16 protein-coding genes are annotated in these 22,404 nt (G+C 41.5%); 11 read left to right on the forward strand and 5 right to left on the reverse strand.

The genetic code is table 11. The features are described 5' to 3' along the window. The first annotated feature begins 283 nt into the window (after window positions 1-283). Window positions 284-1,390, forward strand: coding sequence for an MBL fold metallo-hydrolase (locus tag NK987_RS20080; RefSeq protein WP_259265321.1), 1,107 nt, complete (start codon window positions 284-286; stop codon window positions 1,388-1,390). A gap of 109 nt (window positions 1,391-1,499) precedes the next feature. Further along, window positions 1,500-2,063, forward strand: coding sequence for a TetR/AcrR family transcriptional regulator (locus NK987_RS20085; protein WP_259265322.1), 564 nt, complete (start codon window positions 1,500-1,502; stop codon window positions 2,061-2,063). Between the two features lie 54 nt (window positions 2,064-2,117). Here NK987_RS20085 and NK987_RS20090 read toward each other — a convergent pair whose 3' ends face one another. Beyond that, window positions 2,118-3,527 (reverse strand): sugar porter family MFS transporter, encoded by a 1,410-nt coding sequence (locus NK987_RS20090; protein ID WP_420841193.1) that lies wholly within the window; start codon window positions 3,525-3,527, stop codon window positions 2,118-2,120. 259 nt (window positions 3,528-3,786) lie between these two features. Between NK987_RS20090 and NK987_RS20095 the strand changes: the two genes are divergently transcribed. The 7 genes from NK987_RS20095 to NK987_RS20125 all read left to right on the forward strand — a co-directional run bounded on the left by NK987_RS20095 (window position 3,787) and on the right by NK987_RS20125 (window position 10,423). Then, window positions 3,787-4,338, forward strand: a complete 552-nt coding sequence (locus NK987_RS20095) for a PorT family protein (RefSeq protein WP_259265323.1) — start codon at window positions 3,787-3,789, stop codon at window positions 4,336-4,338. 186 nt (window positions 4,339-4,524) lie between these two features. Then, entirely contained in the window at window positions 4,525-5,265 is a 741-nt protein-coding gene (locus NK987_RS20100; RefSeq protein WP_259265324.1) for a DUF2490 domain-containing protein, read from the forward strand. Window positions 5,266-5,355: 90 nt separating this feature from the next. Further along, on the forward strand, window positions 5,356-5,805 hold the full coding sequence (locus NK987_RS20105) for a DUF4440 domain-containing protein (protein WP_259265325.1): 450 nt from the start codon (window positions 5,356-5,358) through the stop codon (window positions 5,803-5,805). Between the two features lie 26 nt (window positions 5,806-5,831). Further along, entirely contained in the window at window positions 5,832-7,508 is a 1,677-nt protein-coding gene (locus NK987_RS20110) for a mechanosensitive ion channel family protein (protein ID WP_259265326.1), read from the forward strand. Between the two features lie 34 nt (window positions 7,509-7,542). Next, window positions 7,543-8,016 carry a GNAT family N-acetyltransferase gene (locus NK987_RS20115; protein ID WP_259265327.1) on the forward strand — a complete coding sequence of 158 codons (474 nt, stop codon included), beginning with the start codon at window positions 7,543-7,545 and terminating at the stop codon, window positions 8,014-8,016. Window positions 8,017-8,028: 12 nt separating this feature from the next. Then, window positions 8,029-9,165, forward strand: coding sequence for a lycopene cyclase family protein (locus tag NK987_RS20120; protein WP_259265328.1), 1,137 nt, complete (start codon window positions 8,029-8,031; stop codon window positions 9,163-9,165). Between the two features lie 112 nt (window positions 9,166-9,277). Then, window positions 9,278-10,423 (forward strand): amidohydrolase family protein, encoded by a 1,146-nt coding sequence (locus tag NK987_RS20125; protein WP_420841194.1) that lies wholly within the window; start codon window positions 9,278-9,280, stop codon window positions 10,421-10,423. Between the two features lie 107 nt (window positions 10,424-10,530). On the opposite strand, the gene NK987_RS20130 is transcribed toward NK987_RS20125, so the two are convergent. From NK987_RS20130 to NK987_RS20140, 3 genes are all read right to left on the reverse strand, one after another. Next, window positions 10,531-11,931 carry an MBL fold metallo-hydrolase RNA specificity domain-containing protein gene (locus NK987_RS20130; RefSeq protein WP_259265329.1) on the reverse strand — a complete coding sequence of 467 codons (1,401 nt, stop codon included), beginning with the start codon at window positions 11,929-11,931 and terminating at the stop codon, window positions 10,531-10,533. Between the two features lie 215 nt (window positions 11,932-12,146). After that, window positions 12,147-14,054, reverse strand: coding sequence for a PspC domain-containing protein (locus NK987_RS20135; protein WP_259265330.1), 1,908 nt, complete (start codon window positions 14,052-14,054; stop codon window positions 12,147-12,149). 3 nt (window positions 14,055-14,057) lie between these two features. Further along, the gene (locus tag NK987_RS20140) at window positions 14,058-14,387 is read right to left on the reverse strand and encodes a PadR family transcriptional regulator (RefSeq protein ID WP_258421425.1); all 330 of its coding nucleotides are present in this window, start codon (window positions 14,385-14,387) and stop codon (window positions 14,058-14,060) included. Window positions 14,388-14,780: 393 nt separating this feature from the next. Between NK987_RS20140 and NK987_RS20145 the strand changes: the two genes are divergently transcribed. Both NK987_RS20145 and porU2 read left to right on the forward strand, forming a co-directional pair. Continuing rightward, the gene (locus tag NK987_RS20145) at window positions 14,781-15,893 is read left to right on the forward strand and encodes a putative type IX sorting system protein PorV2 (RefSeq protein WP_258421426.1); all 1,113 of its coding nucleotides are present in this window, start codon (window positions 14,781-14,783) and stop codon (window positions 15,891-15,893) included. A gap of 1 nt (window position 15,894) precedes the next feature. Beyond that, window positions 15,895-20,922, forward strand: a complete 5,028-nt coding sequence (porU2, locus tag NK987_RS20150; RefSeq protein ID WP_259265331.1) for a putative type IX secretion system sortase PorU2 — start codon at window positions 15,895-15,897, stop codon at window positions 20,920-20,922. A 174-nt stretch (window positions 20,923-21,096) separates the two neighbouring features. Here the strand turns inward: porU2 and NK987_RS20155 are convergent, their stop codons facing one another. Then, window positions 21,097-22,401, reverse strand: coding sequence for a DUF6515 family protein (locus NK987_RS20155; protein WP_258421428.1), 1,305 nt, complete (start codon window positions 22,399-22,401; stop codon window positions 21,097-21,099). Window positions 22,402-22,404: the final 3 nt, after the last annotated feature.

The following is a 22,404-nucleotide window of genomic DNA, read 5'->3' on the forward strand; positions in this document are numbered from 1 at the left end:
TTCTGTTGGTTAAAAATTTCTCTTCTAAAATAGGGATTGTTCGCGGTCTATACATAAACCTGTCCGGGAATTTTATGTGAAATTTGAATGGTGAATAGCATGTTCACCTTAAGTTTGGACTGAGCTATCCGAAATTTTTGCTTTTCGGTTATTTGGGAATTGGATTTTGATCTTCCACTAAATTGGGAAAATCAATCCTTTCCTATTCCTCTGATATTTTGTTTTCAATCACGATTTCTCTAATCCAAAAATTCTGATAACTTTGCTGACTGTTTAGTCAGTCATGAAAACAATGTTGATATCCCTTTCAGTTTTAATCGTCTTTGTATTGGTAGTTGTGGTTTTTGTCAACCAGCCAAAATTCGGAAAACTCCCATCCGGTGAGCGCTTGGAGCGCATCCAATCTTCTCCGAATTACCAAAAAGGTTCGTTCCAAAACCTCAGCGTCACCCCTGACCTCACTGAAGGAGTCAGCTATTCTACCGTGATGTGGGATTTTCTTTTTGCCAAAAAGGAAAGACAAACCCCAACTGAAATCCTTCCTTCTGTAAAAACTGACCTGTTGAATCTGTCTTCTGAAGCCGATATCTTGGTTTGGTTTGGGCATTCTTCCTATTTTATGCAAGTAGATGGAAAGAAAGTTTTGATGGATCCTGTCTTGAGTGGGGCGGCAACACCGATGCCTTTTGGAGGTAAGTCCTTTGCAGGTTCGGATATCTATAATACCGAGGATTTTCCTGAAATTGATATTTTGTTTATTTCCCATGACCATTGGGATCACTTGGATTATGATACCATCCTCAAGCTCAAGCCAAAAATCAAATTGGTCATTTGCGGTTTGGGGATAGGTGCCCATTTTGAGCATTGGGGATTTGACCCGAAGACGATCATTGAAATGGATTGGAATGAAAGTGTGGATTTGGAAGAAGGCTTCTCGGTTACTATTTTGCCTGCGAGACATTTTTCAGGAAGGGGAATTTCCAGAAACAAAGCCTTGTGGGTTTCATTTGCTTTCAAAACCCCAAGCATGAACCTTTACCTAGGAGGAGACAGTGGCTATGACAAGCATTTTGCTGAAATCGGGAACAAGTATGGGCCCTTTGATCTTGCCATACTTGATAATGGGCAATATGATGCTGCTTGGAGATATGTGCATCTCATGCCTAATGAAATCTTGACCGCCGCCAGGGAATTGAATGCAAAAAGAATTTTACCTGTTCATTCTTCTAAATTTGTATTGGGAAACCATCCTTGGGACGAGCCTTTGGAAAAGATCATCGCAAACAATGAATCAGAAAAGCAGAATATCATCACTCCCATGATCGGTGAACAAGTAAACCTTAATGACAGTACGCAAGCCTTTTCCCTTTGGTGGAGGAAGGTGAAATAGTGTTCAGTCCATAGTCAACAGTCCACAGATTCCATAATCGAACGACATTTTCATTATACAAATATCAGTTAATCAAATAACCAATAACCCAATAACCAATAACCATCCGGTGGACAAAAAACAACTCATTCTCGATTCGGCACTTCGTCTTTTTGTGGAATTTGGGTTTCATGATACCCCTACCAGCAAAATTGCCAAAGAAGCGGGTGTTGCCAATGGGACTTTGTTTTACTTTTTTCCTACCAAAGATGATTTGGTAAAGGCGCTTTATATTGATCTCAAGACAAGAATGGGAGGATGTGTGATAGAAAGCATCTCGGAAGAAATGGAATTGAAGGAGATTTTGAGGGGATTCTATAAAACTTCCCTGACATGGGCCTTGGATCATCAGCCTGAGTTTACTTTCCTTGAGCAGTTCAACAACTCCCCTTATGCGAGGAGTATTGCCAAAGCAGAAATGGATATTTATACCCGTCCTTTGCTTTCTCTTCTACAAAATGGAATTGATGAGGGCAAACTCAAACATATGGATGCCGACTTGATTTATGCCATTGTAAGCGGCCATACTTTTGGAGTCCACAAATACCTTTCGGGTAAGACTTTTCTTCGTGACGAAGCAGAACAGGTGATGGATGAAACCTTTGATTTGATTTGGAAGCTGATTTCATTTTGATTTTTTAAAGCTTTGCCAATACAGGTTCACTTCCATAAAGAACAGAAGCAATTGTCACTTTTTTCCCATCAGCTCTTTTTCGATCTGTTCCAAAGTTTTGCCTTTTGTCTCGGGTAAAACAAAATAGATCACAATAAAACCAAATGCGCAGATGGCCCCGTACAGCCAAAAGTTATTTGCCCAACCGAGGTTTTCTTTGATGATGGGAAAAGAATAAGTCAAAGTAAAATTACCCACCCAATGTGCCAATGCTGCGATGGAAATTGCTGCCCCTCTGATTCTTGTTGGGAATATCTCTGACAACACTACCCAAAGTAGCGGGGCAAGGGTAAAGGAATAAAACATGACATTGGCAAGAACAAGGATAACTACCTGCCACCCTCCTTGACCGATGTAAAAAGTATAACCGATAAAGAGGTAGATGATGGCCATGGCCGATGTTCCGATCAGGAGAAGCTTTTTTCTCCCAAATCGATCCACCGTGAAGATCGTGATGAAGACGGAAACCACCATCACCCCACCGATTACGACGATATTGAGCATCATCTGCTTGAGGTTATAGCCAGCCGCTTGAAAAATGTCGGCAGCATAATATATCACCACATTCAATCCGCTCCATTGTTGGAGAAAGGAAAGGAAGATACCGATGCCGAGCAATTTGACTATTCTTTTGTTGAGCAGTTCTTTGAAATTGACTTTGGCGAGGCTATCCTCATTTACTGTGGCTTTGATTTCGCTGACAGCAAGTTCTGCATAAAACTTTCCGCCGATTTTTTCCAGGATCTTCAGCGCTTTGGTTTCTTGGTTGTTTTTGACAAGCCATCTTGCGCTTTCGGGAACAAAAAACATCAGGACAAAAAACAACATGGCCGGAACCGCTTCCACGCCAAACATCCACCTCCATCCATATTGCCCACTCCAACTTGCCGCCAGCGTAACAAAATCAGGATTGTCAGGCAGGGAATTATCCAATAGTGAAATCTGCCAGTTGACCACCTGTGCCAATAGTACCCCAACCATCACCAAAAGCTGCATGAGGGTTACAAACATACCCCGCTTTTCAGGCGGTGCCACTTCGGCAATGTAGAGCGGTGAGAGGTTTAGCGCTATTCCCATGGCCACCCCGCCAAGGATTCGGTAAAAATTAAACAACCAGAATGTATCCGCAATGGCAGTTCCTACCGCCGAAACTGAAAAGAGAAAACCCGAAAAAATCAGGAGTTTTTTTCTACCCACTTTGTCGCTCAGGAGAATACAAAGCAATGCTCCGGCCATACAGCCAATGAGAGCGGAGCTTGTCCCCCAACCTTGATCAGCAGGAGAAGTAATGTTGAAATAGGGTTCATAAAATGGCTTGGCGCCACCGATTACTACCCAATCATAGCCAAAAAGAAAACCGCCGAGGGCGGCTGTCATGCTGATAAGCCAAATATAAGTTTGGTTGTAGCTGATCTTTTGATCCATGGTGGTTTGGGTTTGGGAATTCCAATTTAAGATACTGAAGCGAATTTGCAACAGAGGTTATTTTGAAAAAGGTAAATATAAGACAGTGAAACAGGTGTTTATTTGCCAAAAATCTCTTTCAGGCCAACATATCTCGATGGAAACAGGAAAAATTGAAGCTAATTTTTTGATTGATTTCAATTATCAATAAATTGTTTGGAATTAGAGGCGGAAACCGAAAAGCCGATAGAGTAGGTGAAAAATCAATATTCATTGGATTATGAAAGTAATCGTTTTATCAGTTTTAGTTTTGGGATTTGTATTATTGGGATTGGAGGCCAATGCCCAAGGAATCGGCATCAGAGCCGGTTTTCAATCTGCTACCACCAACAATAACGGAAATCAGATCGGAGGTAGTTTGGATCATTTTTACCTCGGTGCGTTTAAAAACCGACATTTGGGTGCTGGCGACCTATTGACGCTTCACACCGGACTTGAATATATGCAAAACGGACATAGTACAAATGACGATAATTTCAGAAGGATGATTTACCTGAGTGTTCCTGTTGGAATTAGGTTAAAGTTAGGGCCGGTTTTTGTCCAAGGTGGCGTCAACGGCAATATCAAATTGTCAGAAAATTATCAAGTCAATGGTTCCGACGCATTGAATGATGGCAATAAAACCAATACTTTTGACCTTCCTGCACATATCGGTCTAGGTCTCAAATTATTGATTTTTGAAATTGAAGCGAGATACCATCAGGGATTTATAGATGTCAATAACGGCAACAAGAATTCTTATTTACAAATTGGTGCAGCCATTGAATTTTAAAATTTGCTTTGATTTCTTAAATGAAAAAAGGAAGTGATCCACTTCCTTTTTTCATTTAAGCCAATTATCATTTTTGTTTATGATTTTGATGTAGCATTTGACATATTTGTTTGATCGGTTCTTTTTGAACTCAATCCTATCTTCTAAAACCACTTCTATTTAAATCAAACAAAATAGAAACCTAGAATGATGATTAGGAGATTTGCGCTTGCCATAATGCTTATGTTCTTTGCACTCAACTTAGCCATGGCCCAAGGTGATGCCCAGCTTTGGCTTACCTATAATAACCAAACCAGACTTTCAGACAAATGGGGCTATACTTTCGATGTCAATTACAGAACTCGTGGATTTTTCCCTTTTAATTCGACTTTGGCAGCGGCAAGGGTAGGTGGCATTTACTTTGTGAGTAATCGATCGAGGATTTCTGGGGGATATGCTTGGTTTGGGACTTATGTTTCTGATTTTGATATCAATTTGCTTCCGGAGCACAGACTTTGGCAGCAAATTCAATGGATAATTCCCAAATCAAAGTTTCAATTGGTGCACCGCTTCAGACTTGAACAGCGCTTCAGGCAGGAATTGTTAAAATATCCTTCAGGTAAGTCGAGTTTTGCCTACACCACAAGGGCGCGATACATGGTCCAATTTCAGGGTTTATTGCTACCACCCAAAACACCGGACGGTTTTCAGATCAGCTGGCAGACTGCCAATGAAATCATGTTTCACGGTGGGGATATCATCAGTAGCCGTCTATTCAACCAAAACAGGACTTTGGCCGGTGTGGTAATTTCCCCCAACCGCAAATTTGATTTTGCTGTATTGTACCAATTGATTTTACAATACCAGCCTGTATTGGATAATGTTGAGGAAATCCATTCGATCAGGTTGACCGCATTTCATACTTTGGATTACCGAAAAAACAGATAGCGCATACCAATATCTTCAGATCAATTTTAAAATTCTTAAATTGTATCAAAGTATATTTCGCATTCAATAAACCTTTTTTTCCACCATCACATGCGCTGTTTCTATCTTTTGGTTTTGCTTCAATTATTTTCTGAGCCAGCATCTTTTGGACAAAATCTACAAGAGCAAAAAACTCGCGAAGAAATTTACGCTTTGATTGACCAATATTCCCGAGCAAGAGATAAAAGGGATACTGTTTTGCTCAAATCCATTCTTACTGGCGATGTAGATCAGTTAGTGTCTTCAGGCGAATGGCGCATTGGAATCGAACAGGCGGTGGAAGGGATGCAGCGAAGTTCGACAGTCAATGAAGGCAAGCGAACTTTGACCGTAGATAAATACCGTTTGTTGTCATTTGAAGTTGGTATCGTGGATGCCAGGTATGAGATTGAAGGTAAAAATGGGACAATCAGGAAAATGTGGAGTACTTTTGTATTGGTTCGGGAAAGTGGGAAATGGAAAATCTCCGGAATCAGAAATATGCTACCCACTAGCCAATAATATTATCGGTAATTTGTAAACTTATAATGGCAATAAATCGAAAAATCAATTTTATAGGCTTCATTGTATTGTTGGCCTTGGTTCTTGGGAGTTTTTCTGCTTTTTCCCAAAGTGACAGTACCGCTGCCGAATCACCGGGGATCCGAAATGGAATCCAAGGTTATCCTGTGCTTGGAGTGATGAACGATACAGTTTTTTATGTTTTCATCAAAATGGGAGCCTCCTCACCAAGTGAGAGGGCCAAACACATTACTGATAAAATAAGAAGGCTGTATGAGGATCCAGAATTCAATGTCGACTCTCTTGCTATCGAAGAATCTGAATTTTCAGTGGACCTTGTTTATAGAGACATTATCGTGACAAGCGTCTCACCGGACGATGCAGCTGTTTATGGTTTGAGTTTGCGTGAGATATCAGAGGAAGCAAAATCAAGAATATCACAATCTATCAAGGTTGCCAAAGAGGAGCGGAAATTAAGCAAAATTCTTTTTAGGGTACTTTATACTTGTATTGTATTCTTTGTGGCTCTACTGCTTTATTGGCTGCTCAACAAAGGATATGTCCGTATCCTGAAGTACCTCAAAAGGAACAGAGATAAGCTCCTTAAAAACCTCTCCTATAAGGATTACACATTTTTGACCGCTGAGCAGGAGCTGAGGGCTATTTTGATTTTGCTTAGGGGAACCCGCCTGTTTTTATACTTTGCACTTGGATATGCGGTTTTATCGATTGGATTCAGCATTTTCCCACTTACCAGAGGCTGGGCTGATGCTTTGTTGGGATTGGTTTGGTCGCCTTTTAGGTCGATCTTAATTGCCATTTGGGATTATGTTCCAAGTATGGTCACCATACTGGTCATTGTCTTTGTGATGTATAATGTTATACGTTTGGTGAGGTATGTTTTTCAGGAAATCGAAGCGGAAAAACTTAAGATTTCAGGATTCCATGCTGATTGGGCAATGCCTACTTATGGCATTGTTAGGGTACTTTTATATGCTTTTATGGTGGTGTTAATCTTTCCATATCTTCCGGGTTCTGAGTCTAATGTTTTCAGGGGTGTTTCGGTTTTTATCGGGATCCTTTTTTCTCTCGGTTCATCATCAGCCATTGCCAATATGGTAGCCGGATTGGTGATTACGTATATGCGCCCTTTCAAAATAGGTGACAAAATTAAAATCGGTGATACTACCGGGGTCGTTTTGGAAAAAACCCTTTTAGTCACTCGGGTCCGTACTATTAAAAACGAGGAAATCACCATCCCAAATTCATCTGTTCTTGGAGGTAATACCACCAATTACTCCACCTTGGCTAAAACAGAAGGACTGATTATCAATACCACTGTGACTATCGGCTACGATGTCCCTTGGAGGGAAACGCATGCAGCTTTGATAGAAGCTGCCTTAAGAACAGATTTGGTATTAAAGGAGCCTTCACCTTTTGTTTTTCAGACTAGCCTGGATGATTTTTATGTATCCTACCAGCTCAATGCCTACACCCGAGAATCAATTGGAATGGCAAAGGTTTACTCAGAGCTGCATCAAAATATTCAGGATGTGTTTTTTGAAAGGGGAATAGAAATCATGTCACCACATTATCGGGCAGCAAGAGATGGGAATATGTCCACTATTCCGACCAAATACCTTCCTCAAGATTATCAGGCACCTGCTTTTAATTTCAAAACAGACCAGAAAAAGGAAATTTAATTCGCTTTGGTTTTTAAATACCCATCAGAAATAAATGTCAGATACGTTAAAAATTGTTCGTACCAACTCCCAAAATCCCGATTTCATAAGCCTTGTAAAGCAATTGGATGCTTACCTTGCTGTGACGGACGGCGATGAACATGGTTTTTATGACCAATTCAATAAAATCCAAAACCTAAGGTATGTAACCGTAGCCTATATGGATGATTTTCCTGTCGGCTGTGGCGCCATCAAGGAGTTTGCAACGGATACGATGGAAGTCAAGCGGATGTTTGTCAAGCCAGAATATAGAGGAAAAGGAATCGCAGGTAAAATTTTGGCTGAACTTGAAACTTGGGCTTTTGAAATGGGTTATTCCAAATGTGTCCTTGAAACCGGCAAAAGGCAAGCGGAAGCTGTAGCCCTTTATATGAAGAATGGATACCGTATCATTCCTAACTACGGTCAATATATCGGTATGGATAACAGCCTTTGTTTTGAAAAAGTATTGGAAATTAAAGCCAAATAAAAAATAGAATCATTGAATCAGGAGTTTGATTATATCATCGCAGGGGCAGGGGCATCAGGGCTGAGTTTGGCGCTATATATGTTGGAAGAGCCTGCTTTGAAAAATAAACAGATTTTAATATTGGATAAGCATGCCAAAAACAGCAATGACCGCACTTGGTGTTTTTGGCAAAAAGAAACCAGTCCCTTTGACCAAATTCTTCATGCAAGCTGGAATGAGCTTTATTTTCATTCTCCGGTTTTCTCCAAAGTACTCGAAATCCAACCCTATCACTACAAGATGTTGCGAAGCAGGGACTTTTACGGATTTTGTTTTGGAAAAATTAAAGAGTCCAAAAACATCACATTTGTCCAAGAAGAAATCCAGGAAATTAAGGATGACGGGACTGTCATTTGTGAAAGTCAGATGTTCAAAGGGAGCTATGTCTTCAACAGTGCATTTGTTTCGATTCCAAAGACTAAAGGCAAACACCACCTGTTGCAGCATTTCAAAGGTTGGTTTATCAAAAGTGAAAAGCCTGTATTCGATCCAAACAGGCCTGTTTTGATGGATTTTAGGATTGACCAAAAGGGAGATTGCCGCTTTATGTACGTCTTACCAAAAAATGAATACCAAGCATTGGTGGAGTATACTATATTTTCAGCAAACCTACTCCAAGAGGAAGAATATGAGTCTGCTTTGGAGAAATATTGCCTTGAGGAATTGAAATTAGAATCCTACGAAATTGAGGAAACGGAATACGGCGTGATTCCAATGACCAACGAACCGATCCCAAAAACACAAAGTGGCAGAGTCATAAACATCGGTACCGCAGGAGGTCATACTAAAGCCTCAACAGGATATACTTTTGCATTTATCCAAAAGAAATGTAGAAAAATCGCCTCTAATCTGGCTGAAAATAAACTTCCATTAGAAGGCTTAGACAGCAAGTTTGACAAACACCTGCTTTATGATTCCATCTTTCTCAGGGTTTTGTCCGAAAAGAATTTTCCTGCATGGCGTGTATTCAGCGAACTTTTCGAGAAACTTCCGCCTAAAACAGTTTTCGATTTCCTTGATGAAAACACTGATTTATTAACAGATATAAGGGTGATGAATTCTACCCATATTCCGACATTTCTCAAAGCGGCTTTAAAGGAGATTTTCTGATTTATTCAAATGATGGAATTACAAAAATCATAATTTTTAATTCCGATGATCAAAAAAACCTTTCTTAATGCTGCTGAGAATTCCATATTTAACTTGATATAAACAAATCCCTATGAAACCATCACTTTTCAATTCGCTGTCAAACAAAATGATTGCCCTCATTTGTATCTTTTCCTTTTCTTTGGTGGGATTTGATTCCTTAGGACAGGAGATGAGTTTTGAGGAATACAATCCGCCTTCAACCTTAGTGGTTCCTGAAAATCCTGTCAAAAGAGCAAAATTCCCATTTATTGACATTCACAGTCATCAGTGGAATGTGTCTCAGGAAAGAGTAAATATCCTTGTCAAGGAAATGGACGAGCTCAATATGGGCGTCATGGTCAATCTCAGTGGAAGGGGTAGGGGAGCAGCAGGTGACATCGATGGCCAGGAATACATGTATTCGATGATCAGGAGATTCAATGGCGTGGCACCGGGGAGATTTATTGTATTTACCAATCTTTCCTTCAGGGAATTCGGGGCACCGGGATGGAGCGAAAAAGCTGTGGCAGATTTGGAGAATGACGTTAAAAACGGAGCCAATGGTTTGAAAATCTATAAAAGTCTGGGTTTGTCTACCAAAGACATCAATGGAGTCCGCGTTCCGATAGACCACCCCGACTTGGATCCGGTTTGGAAAAAATGTGGTGAATTGGGAATTCCTGTCATCATCCATGCAGCAGATCCTGAGCCTTTTTGGCAGCCTTTGGATGCCAATAATGAGCGTTGGCTTGAATTAAAACTCAATCCAAACAGAAAAAGGAGCGATACCGATCCCGCTCCTTTTGCCCAAATCATTGCGGAGCAACATCACGTTTTTCAAAAACACCCCAAAACCACTTTCATCAATGCCCATATGGGTTGGATGGCAAATGATCTGGACAAGGCTAGTGCACATTTGGACAAATATCCAAATGTATATTTTGGAATCGGCGCTGTCATAGCTGAGTTTGGAAGACAGCCCAAGCGTGCCAACAGGTTTTTCACAGAATATCAGGACAGGATTCTTTTTGCGAAAGATGCCTATAATAAGGAGGAATTTTATACCTACTTCAGGGTTTTGGAGACTGAAGATGAGTATTTCCCCTATTACAAAAAATACCACGCCTTTTGGAGTATGTACGGACTTGGGCTCTCTGATGAGGTCCTGAAGAAAGTGTATTACAAGAACGCCATCAAAATCATCCCCAATATCGACAAGAGTGGTTTTCCGGATTGATTTAATTGAATGATGATTTTCACTTATCGGGAAAATAACTACTTAATGATTGGCTTGAAGTTCAAAATAACTAACTGTCGACCATGGACTGTGGTCTATGGACTCACTTAAATCCCCTCAAATAACTCAAAACTCTCCATGTACTCGGGAATAATCGGATGCCAATTCAATTCTTCTTGGAGTCTGGAAGCCAATCTCTCAGATGCTTCTTTTTCACCGTGGACGAGAAATACTTTTTTGGGCCTAGAAGTAAAGCCTTCAGCCCATTCTATCAGTTCGTCCTGATCCGCATGGGCAGAAAGTCCCTCGATATAAAAAACTTTTGCTTTGACAGGGACATCTATGCCATACATTCTGGCGGTTTCTTCTCCATCAAGGATTCTTCTTCCCCTTGTCCCTTCAGCCTGAAAACCGACAAAAATGATGCTGTCCTGTTCGTTTGGAAGCCGGTGGTACAAATGGTGAAGTATTCTTCCTCCTGTTGCCATGCCACTGGCAGAGATGATGATGGCATCGCCCCGTAGGTTATTGAGAGACATGGAAGATTCCTGATTTTGGTAATAATGCAGGTTTTTATGCAAAAAAGGATTACAACCTTCTTCTTCAATCACAGAACAAAGTCTGTGGTAAGTAGGGAAATCCTTGTACATTTTAGTGACATCAATGGCCATTGGGCTATCTACATAAATGGGGATATCCGGTATTTTTCCTTTTTGCTGGAGCAAGTGGAGGTAATAAAGGATCATCTGTGTCCTTCCTACCGCAAAAGCAGGAATAACAGCCACCCCGCCGTTTCTGAATGTTTCCCTGATGGCCCTTCCAAGTTCTTCCTCGGGCTTTGGATTGGGTTGCTTTCTGTTTCCATAGGTAGACTCCATCAGGAGTATATCCGCAAAAGGGACTCTTGCTGGAGGATTGAATATCGGGTCGTGGTACCTTCCCAAATCACCTGAAAATACGATTTTCTTTTCCTGATTCTCCCCTTTGACCTTGATCTTAAGGATGGCTGCGCCTAGGATATGGCCGGCATTAAAATAGGTAAACGAAATCCGGCCGTCAATCTTTTCTTCCTGCTCCATGTAAATCGGCTGCAAAAGTGGAAAAACTTTTTCAGCATCTTCCTTAGTATATAGCGGTTGGGGTTTTTCATGACGGGAATAACCTTTTTTCTGGGCGTAAGCAGCTTCTTCTTCTTGGAGTTTGGCCGAATCCAAGAGAAGGATTTTGGTGAGTTCCATTGTTGGGAAGGTACAATAGACCGGTCCTTCAAATCCTTCCTTGACCAGTTTGGGCAAATACCCTGTGTGGTCAATATGGGCATGGGTAAGGATTACCATATTAATTTGGGCAGGGTCTATTGGGAATACATCCCAGTTTCTAAGCCTGTATTCTTTCATCCCCTGAAAAAGGCCGCAGTCCACAAGGATTTTAAGATGGTCGATTTCAAGTAAATACCTTGAGCCGGTGACAGTCTTTGCACCCCCTAAAAACTTGAGTTTTACTTGCATCTTCTTTTGGGTTTGTTGTATCCTAAAAATACGATTTTAATCGAAGCTTAACTGTGATAATTGTCCGTTTTTCCATTCTCTCTAGGTATTTATTTCAACCGAAATTTTGGCTTTAGGCACCTTTAAAAAAAGTACAGATCAATGTTCAAAAAAAAAGCGGGATACTTGTTGGTATCCCGCCATGGTAATTATCGGTTTAGTTTCTGATTATTTTACTACTTCATAAAATAGGCTCCTTCGAATTTTACCCTTGACAGGCTATCGGCAGAGGTGGTTTTGCCGGCATCATTACAAGTAAGGCAAAGCAAACCGTTTTCATTAAACACCCAATGGTTGCGGGAGTTGATGTCCCGTGTTTTGTAACCATTTCTGTGGATGGTATTTTCAATGATAGGGATGATGGATTTGTCCATCACAAAAGGTCTGTCATAGGGTATCTCAAGGTTGAGTCTGAGGTTTTGAACCCTGAATTTTTCCAATTCATTCAAGTTGATGGATCTTTCAAAGATTATCGTCGAGTCTTGGACTTTGTAGCCGTATTGGATAGATTCAGCGTTTTTCAAGGCATCTGCTTTGTTTTTCCCTCTAGCTTCAAAGCGCTGAAGCAAAATCGGCTCAGCTGCATCTGTCCCATCGAGTTGTAGTCTGACTTCGTCAAATATTCCGTCAATGTTATCATTTGCTACAGATTTGAGAACCATAGTACCCGGAGTAAAGGCCAAAGTCTGTTCAACGTTGTGGGTTGCTTCAGTCTTGAAATTAGCCACTACCCTTGGGATCTGGAAGGCACATAATCCTATACTCAGCAACCAAACTCCCAAAACAACTAGGCCGAATCTTGCATCGATGATGCTCTTTTTGATCAAGACAGAGATCCCTAAAAGGACGATGATGATACCCGGGATAAGCATGACCACACTAGCTGATATTGCAAGCCATACCGGTACGATTTCGGTGATCCATTCCATGGGGATGCTTTCCCTTATTCCAAGATATACATCGTTTCCTGGAGCTATGCCAAAGTACACTCCAAGCAAAGCCAAAGGTGCTATGGTGATAGCCATTCCGATGATAAATATGATCAATCCGAAGAAAACCCTGATGACGGCGAGCAGGAAGGAACCCAAAGGTCCCAGTGCCTCTCCAAGTGCATTGATTACTTTACCCAGAAACCTGAAAGGTGCCAATAAGATTTTTCTAGACTGACTTTCCTCTTTGGGCATGATCGGGTTTTGGTTTGCCCTGATCGTTGTTTCGATATTGTCCAAGGTGATGGCTCCACCTTTCATCTCAATTCGCTCCGTGATTGATTTTGCAACAGGGGTGATGATCCAAAGGATAATGTAAATCACAAATCCCGATCCACCTGCAAAAATCAAACCTATAAACAGTAATCTCATCCATATTACTTCTATCCCAAAATAAGCCGCCAATCCGCTGGCTACACCTCCTAATGTTTTGTCATCAGGATTTCGGTAAAGCTTTTTGATATTTTTGTCCTCAGGCTCATCATAGGATACAGGAAGAATTACCCATAAAACGATGTAAGCGATGATGGCAAAGAATCCGAATGAAAGGCTGAAGTTAAAGTTCCAAGGTAGAAAATCCCATCCCGGACTACCGAGCTTGAGGTTACCGCTGAAGATCAGCAGAATCGCCACCAACCTGGTCCAAAGCGGGTCTATGGAAAGGTAATTTGCAAAACCTGCACAGACTCCACCGAGAATTTTTCGGTTTTCCAATCTGGTCAGTTTCTTATAACCCTTGGTATTTTCATTGGGAGTAATATGCTTGTAGTAATCATATTCCTCCTGGGTTTCTTCTTTTTTGTCTTCGGCCTTTTCATCCAATTCCTCTTCAATGGCTTTGAAATCGGCAATGGTACCCATTTTTTCAATCAGGCTGTTGACATTGTCAGCAGTGATAACCTGTTTGTTGTTTTTCAGGTTGCTCAGAAATATCTCAGCGATCCGGTTTTCGATATCGGATATGATTTCCTGATTGTCCGCATAATGTGAAAAATGCCTGTTGATTGATTCAAGGTATTTTTTCAATGTGGTATAACCATCCTCTTCTATGTGAAACAGGATCCCACTGATGTTGATGCTTATTGTCTTTTTCATGGCTTATTTCTTTGAGGTGATTAATTGGGTTGAATTGACCAGGGAATCCCAGGTTTCATTCAAGGTTTCTAAAAACCGTGATCCTTCTTCGGTGATGGAGTAATACTTTCTCGGCGGTCCTGATTCGGATTCGACCCATTTGTAGGACACCAAAGCCGCATTTTTAAGTCTGTTTAGCAAAGGGTACAGCGTACCTTCCACTACGATCATCTTGGCATCAGTAAGTTCCTCTATCATATCTGAGGCATATACTTCTCCTCTGGCGATGATATGCAAAATGCAGAACTCCAGAAGTCCTTTCCGCATTTGTATCTGGGTGTTTGAAGCGTTCATTTTTTCTAAGTGGTTTAGTTACCAAAGGGCAGTTCTTTAAGCTCGGATATGCCCCTTTTCTCTTTCTCACTTAGAAAAACTGTACCAAAGTGTAAAACAGTACCTTGTATTACAAGACATGTATGTATAAAAAGGTACCCAAAATTTAAAAAAAAATAAAAAAAGTTGATTTTTTTTCAATGGAGGCATTTTTTGACCAAAAGTTGACCAAGAGATTTTTTTTAGGCTCAACATACAAAAAGGATTTTAGCAAAAGTAGGTGTGGCTGAAGTGGACAATTTTATGTACGCTTGCGAACAGGTTTTTGGCTTTGTCTTACTTTTTATTTTTGATTAAGACGCTTTTTCCTTAACTATTTATTTTTACTTTGCATCATAATTTAATACACGATTAATGGTGATTATCAGGTATTTTATTGGAATACTGTTGTTTTTTAGCGTAGCCAAGCTTAATGCCCAAACAATAGCACCTAAGTATTCCAATGAATTCATGAACATTGGTATTGGCGCTCGTGCACTCGGAATGGGAGGTGCGCAGGTATCCTCTGTCCGGGATGTGACAGCAGCTTACTGGAATCCTGCAGGTCTGATCGGGATTCGGCATCAGCATGAGTTTGCGATGATGCATGCGGAGTATTTTGCAGGGATTGCCAAGTTTGACTACCTCGGGTACAGTACCAGTATTGATATGGACAATTCCATAGGTGTTTCATTGATCCGGTTTGGGGTGGATGATATTCCCGATACCAGGTTTTTGTACGATGCCAATGGAGCATTGAATTACAACAATATCCAATTTTTCAATGCAGCTGACTATGCTTTGATGCTGTCATATGCACGTGATGTTAGCGATGTATTCAAAATTGGTTTCAATGGGAAAGTCATTCATAGAAATGTAGGAAAATTTGCCCAGGCTTGGGGTTTTGGAATGGACGTGGGTGGGATTTTCCTTTTGGAACAATGGCGCTTTGGATTCATGCTGCGAGACATTACCACGACTTTCAATGCTTGGTTTCATAATGCGGAACTTGTTAGGGATATTTATGCCCAAACAAACAATCAGATTCCTGTCAATTCCATTGAACTTACCCTGCCTAGAGCTATATTCAGTGTGACTAGGGATGTTGAGATCAATGATGAATTCAGGGTGCAAGGGGTATTTGACCTTGATTTTACTTTTGACGGTAGGAGAAATACCCTCGTGAGGACAGGGTTGGTCAGTGTAGATCCAAGGTTGGGAATAGAAGCATCTTATCGAAACATGGTTTTCCTGAGGGCCGGAGGCAGCAATGTGCAGCGAATTAAGGATTTTGATGCGACTTACTATACGTCATGGAAACCTAGTTTTGGTTTGGGAGTATTTCTCAATGAAAAGTTCCAGATTGATTATGCCCTTTCAGATATAGGTGGAATCTCTCAAACGCCCTATTCGCATGTATTCAGTGTAAAAGTGAGTTTGAAAGAACACGAACAAAAATTCAGATTGAACAAAGGATGGGAATATTAACATGGTAAAAAGAATCTTTTTTTCAATAGTGGTATTCTTTTGTTCCGCTTTGGCATTTGCGCAAAGTGGATGGATAGATTATAACCAGACATATTATAAAATCCCCACTGCTTCCGATGGTATTCATAGGTTGAATTTCACATCTCTTTCTGCCTCAGGCCTCAACCCTAATATCATGGACCCTCGCAATATCCGGATATTTCACAGAGGAGAGGAAGTCGCGGTTTTTGTTCAGGGACAGGAGGACGGAAAGTTTGATCCTACGGATTATATTGATTTTTACGGAAAAAAGAATGACGGGACCCTAGATTCTGGATTTTACAAGGATCCTGCCTACCAAGGCAACACCATGTATAATATCCATAATGATACTACTGCATTTTTTCTGACTTTGTCGCCCGGTATTCAAGGTAAAAGAATGGCAGTCAGGCAAGCGCCGGATTCCGCCTTTCCTATACAAAACAATTACCAGACAATCAGGCAGGAGGTATATTCGGAAAATTATAACCTTGGACAGATTTACAATCCTGGAGTATATCTTTCTGATTTTGAAGAAGGAAGCGGATGGGTAAGTGCGGCAATTACAAAGACTAATCCCAGAACCATTACCTTGGCTGAACTTGGTCAAGTGCCCGCCACAGGAAGTGTAAAAATAGAAATCGGACTTACAGGTAGGTCTGCTACTCCACATATATCTATAATCAGTGTGGGGCCCAATTCCAGTACATTGAGGCAAGTAGCTTCTTTTGACTACACTGATTATCAGGCGGTCCACCGGGAGTTGGAGGTTTTGCCTTCAGATTTTAATGCCAACGGTTCCATTGCTATCCGTGTATCCTCGGCAGGCACTAGCGCTACTGACAATGTTTCCATTGCATACCTCAGATTGACCTATCCAAAAGCGGTCGAAAATGGGGATTTTTCAAAGGAGATCTTTATATCCGGTCCTGAAACCGGTAGGATTCAGATCGGTAATGTGCTTTCCGATTATCTTGCATTAGAAGTGTCGGATCCCAATAATCCTGTGATGGTCCCTGTCACAAAGACCGGTAATCAGGTCAGCTTTGTAGCAGGAATAAGTGGTTCACCAAGCAAAGTGATTGTGGAAAATCAATTGGACGTAGTCAAGATTGCAGGAATGACGCCGGTTAGATTCAGGAATTTGCTTGGGCAAAGAGCAGATTATATCGTGATATCTCACAAGATTTTGAGAAGGCCTTCTTCCACCTATCCCGACCCTGTCAATGCACACGCTGCCCACAGGGCCTCTCCACAAGGCGGGGGATATGATACTTTGGTGGTCAATATCGATGACCTGTATAATCAGTTTACTTTTGGAGAAAAAACGCCTTTGGCAGTTTATGAGTTTTTGAGGGCTTATTATCCTGTACACAAACCTGATTTTCTCCTTTTGATAGGTAGGGCAATGGGTATTTTTTCCACAGCAAGGGCCGGAGGAGTCAATTATTTTTACAGGAAAAACCCATCTGTATTTCAGTTTCAGGATATTATCCCACCGGCAGGTTATCCTTATGCGGACAACAATTACACGATGGGACTTGACCCGGAAAATCCCAGTCTAGCTGCCATATCCATTGGAAGGGTTCCTGCCCGAAATCCTGATCAGGTTGCAGCCTATCTTGACAAGGTAAAAGAGAAAGATGCCCTCGGGGTATCTGAGGATTGGCAAAAAGAAGTGGTTCACCTTAGCGGCGGTGTATCGGCATTTGAGCTCAACAGGTACTTTGGTTTCTTAAACGGATTCAAAAATATCATTGAAGGACCTTACATGGGAGCCAATGTTACTACTTACAGAAAGCGCTCCAATTCCACCATTGAATTGATTGACATTTCGGCAGATATCAACAGGGGCACAAGTTTGGTGACTTTTTTTGGTCATGGATCGCCTTCTTTGATTGATATTGAAATAGGCTTCGCATCAGATCCCAATTTGGGATATGCCAATAAAGGAAAATACCCGATGTTGCTGTTGAACGGCTGTGATGCCGGAAACTCATTTGGCAATGCTTATACTTTTGGAGAGGATTGGGTATTGACTCCGGAGAAAGGGGCCACAAATTTCATGGCTCATGCGAATATCGGTGTGGATGTATACCTCCGCAGGTACAGTGAATCATTTTATATCAAAGCTTTTTCAGATTCTACGACGATTTACCAACCTGTTGGAATAGTTAGGAGGGAGGCAGAAAAATGGTTTTTCGCTAGATATGGAGAATCTGCAGTCAACCGTTCTCATGCCGAACAGCTGGTCATGTTGGGTGATCCTGCGATAAGGCTATTTCCTGCAAATAAGGCTGATTATTCTGTTTTGGAACCTGATGTGACTTTAGGTAGCTACGAAGGAGAGACCTTCAACGCGCTCGCTGATTCTCTAAAATTCTCTTTTGTTCTCAAAAATATCGGAAGAGTGGATTTGGATTCTCTCCATTTTAAAGTTTCCAGAAGACTGCCAGATGGGACACAGATCAACTATCCTTTGGTCACCATTCCTCCTGTCTACAGGAAAGACACGCTTGACTTCATGATTCCAAATACCGGAATACAGTCCTTTGGAGATAATATTTTTACCTTGGAAATCAATCCTTCAAGAGAAATTCCTGAGATGACGTATAGTAACAATTCTGTTACAGTCACCAAATTCATCCCATTGAGTGGAACAATACATCTAATTCCTGAAAATTTTGGTATTGTCAACCAAACTGAAATCAATCTCATTGCTCAGATTCCCGGAAAATCGGTCGAACCAAGAAATCTTGTCATTCAGCTTGATACAGCGGCCAACTTTTCATCAGCTACGCGAAGGGAAACAAGAATAACCACGTCCAATCTTGCCAATTGGGAAGTCAATTTGTTTCAAAATATTCCCCAACGGGACTCTGTCACCTTCTATTGGAGATCTAGATTTTTAGACCCAAGGGAAGGTGAAAGCCAGGAATGGACAGAGGGAAGCTTCTCCTTCATTACAAATGGTCCAGAAGGATGGACCCAAAGAGAACAGGCACAGATCCAGACCAATCAGCTAAACAACCTTGAAGTCGATCCTGTTAAGCGACAGTGGAAATACAAAGATACCAAGTTGGATATAGGCGTATTTACATTTGGAAATCAAACAGACAGTCTAACTTTCAGGAATACACAGTTCTACCTGAAAGGTGTACCATATATTCTGGACAATGTGAATAATGCCAATTCTAGGCTATGTCCTGATGGATCACTTGGTTTGGTGGCTTTTGAGCAAAGGTCCTTGACGCCATATTTGGTGATTCCGGTACCAGGCTTCGATATTCTAGATGGAAGGAGTTGCGGAAGGGTACCTCAAGTGATACAAAGTGTCAGAAATGCCTGGATCACCCAACCGGGCCAAAGGATGCTTTTGGATTATATCGATGGACTCAAAGAAGGTGATTATGTCGTCATCTTTTCTGTAGGCAATGTGACATTTCAGCAATGGCCAGATGCAGTATTTGAGAAAATGAAAGAAATCGGTGCCAATGAAGCTGTACTCAGAAATCTTCAAAACGGAGATCCATACATCTTATATGGCCGCAAAGGTATGGTTCCGGGAGAGGCTGTTGAGATTGTTGCACAGCAAAATCTGGAATTGGAGACCAATCAACAAATCATAGAGTTTGAAACTGAGATCCAGGGATATTTGTCTTCAGGAAGTATTGTAACACCGAGAATAGGACCTTCATCAGAATGGAAACAATTTTTTAATCAAGTAAATACAAGAGACTGGTTTGATGAAGAACTGGCTTATTTTGATGTCGTTGGCGTTAAGCCTACTGGTGAAGAACAAGTTCTTTTTAATCAGGTACAAGCTGGTGAGATTGACCTTTCCAGCGTCAATCCAACCCTTTTCCCTTTCCTTAGGCTTAAGTATGCGATGGAAGATGAGCTTTCAACAGCCCCTGCCTACTTGGATAAATGGCAAGTCAATTATACAGGGGTGACGGAAGGTGTATTGATTTTTAATGGGAAAGATGAAAAAATGAACCTTCAGGAAGGGCAGGTGGTAAACCTCAACTTCGAATTTGTGAATATTTCCCAAATGGATTTCAAAGACTCAATACTCGTGGAATGGGAATTCAACAATACCACCACCAAGAAAGTTGAAAGGTTTTCAAAGAAAATCCCTGCAGTCAAATCCGGGGAAAAGTACGAATTCACCATAGAATTTAATTCTGTCGGAAATGGGGGCGAAGTGCAGGTAGAGGTTTTTGCCAATCCAAGGATCATTCTTGAACAAACTTTCAGGAACAACATCATTGATTTAGGAAATTACTTTATTGTTGCCCCGGATCAGAACAATGCCATATTGGATGTCAATTTTGATGGGGTTTATATCCTTGACGGTGACATCGTTTCTCCCACAGTGATGATTACCTCCATCCTCAAAAATGAAAAATCACTGATCCTCAAGAAGGATACATTAGGATTGGAGATTTTCCTAAGAAAGCCTTGTGAGAACTGCCAATTTGAAAAAATTAACTTCTCTTCACCTCTTGTGACATGGACTGAGGCAACTGAGAATAGCAGTTTCAAAGTGGAATTTCGTCCGGGGCCTTTGGACGATGGAATCTATACCCTTCGTGTTTTGACCGAAGACCTGGGAGTAGACAAGCCTTACGAAATCAACTTTGAGGTTATCAATGAATCTACTATTACAAATTTTTACCCCTATCCCAATCCATTCAGTACAAGCACACGATTTGTATTCACAGTGACAGGTTCTGAGATTCCAGATCAGATCAAGGTTCAGATTATGACAGTGACCGGGCGGGTAGTCAGGGAAATACTCCAAGATGAACTCGGACCGATCAGAATTGGAAACAACATCAGTGAATTTGCCTGGGACGGAACGGATGAATTTGGCGATCAGCTTGCAAATGGAGTTTATATCTACAGGGTTTTGGTTCGAAAGGACGGCCAATTTGTAGAGCTTCGGGGTACCGCGGGAGATAAGGCCTTCAAGCAGGGCTATGGGAAAATGTACTTGTTAAGGTAAAATTTTGGAAATTAAATGTTACCGGATCTGTTCAAGGGATAAACCCTAAAATAGTGGACTAGCAATTACACCAATTTAAGGTAAAATCTTTAGTATCGTTGAATTTATATAAAAGAGCCTATTTCTGATTAGAAATAGGCTCTTTTATTGAAAGGTTAATTTATGAATGGAATCTCAACCTTCTTCATCCTCATATTCCAAAACTATAATTTCGTACATGTTCTTTCCATTGACCTGCACAGGCTGATAGTAGGTTTCTCCATATCTGACAAGTGTTCTTTCTCCAACCTTAACTTCCTCACCGCCTTCGGAAAGATTTTCTACCAAAGCTCCGGCTGTTGGCGGTACGACAACATATCCTTTAGAGGTTTTTTCATAAAATGCTCCACCCCAATAATAGTTGACTTCATTGTTCTCCAATTTAACCACCTCGTAATTATCAGGTATCGAGCTCACTTCTGCACCGATAGGTGCGGGAACAACCACCCATCCGTCATCATCCTTTTGGTAAAACACGCCATCAGCATATTGGAATTCATTGATGACATTGGTCACATTGGTTACGTTAGTAATATTGGTTTCATTCGTGACGTTGGTCACATTGACCACTTGGGCCTGTGGTGGAGGCATAGGCATCCAAAAACCCCAAGGGTGCCACATTGGTCCCCAAAAGAACGGTCTGAAAGGGAAAAAGAAAAATGGATGGAAAGCAAAAACCCTCATTCCTCCCCACATAAACGGTGGTCTCATCATCATGGGAGACATCACATTTACCCTTACCACTGTGTTTCTTTGGGCATTGATGTTGATATTATTGTTGTTTCCGATATTGATATTATTATTTCCTCCTCCAGGTCTGTTACTTCCTCCCGGCCTGTTACCGTTTCCGGACCCCGGTCTGTTTCCATCACCCACTCCTGGGTTTCTCCCGCTATCAGGACGGTTAGAAGGTCGGTTTCCGGTTGCGCTTCCTGTCCTGTCAGATTCTCTGTTTCCTGCTCTGCTACCGGATGCACTTCCTTGACCTGCAGACTCTGCTCCGGGTCTTGTAGCTTGGTCCCTGCTTTGACGGGAAGAATTGATAGACCTGTCACTATTTGCCTGATTGGTATTTACTTGTCTGTCCGGAGCCCTTTGTGCACCTCCGTTGATGGAGCCTGCAGAACCAGTAGACGGTCTAGATGAAGGCTGTGCAGCACGATTATTAGATGGTGCTGTGGCAGGTTGCCTTGAGGGACTGTTAGTGCTTGGCCTTGAAGCTGTACCCCCACTCGGCCTAGATGGAGAAGTACTGCTTGGTCTAGAAGCTGCGCCTCCGCTTGGTCTGGCAGAGCCGCCACCACTTGGTCTAGCCGCAGCTCCGCCACCGGCTCTACCTCCTCCATGATTCATTCTTTGAGCCATCAGGCTACTTGGATCAGAAGCTAACAATAGCATTAAAAGAGCTGTCCCTGCCAATTTTGAATATTTTTTAAGCATTTT

The sequence above is a fragment of the Aquiflexum gelatinilyticum genome (assembly GCF_024813435.1).
In the GTDB taxonomy this organism is placed as follows: domain Bacteria; phylum Bacteroidota; class Bacteroidia; order Cytophagales; family Cyclobacteriaceae; genus Cognataquiflexum; species Cognataquiflexum gelatinilyticum.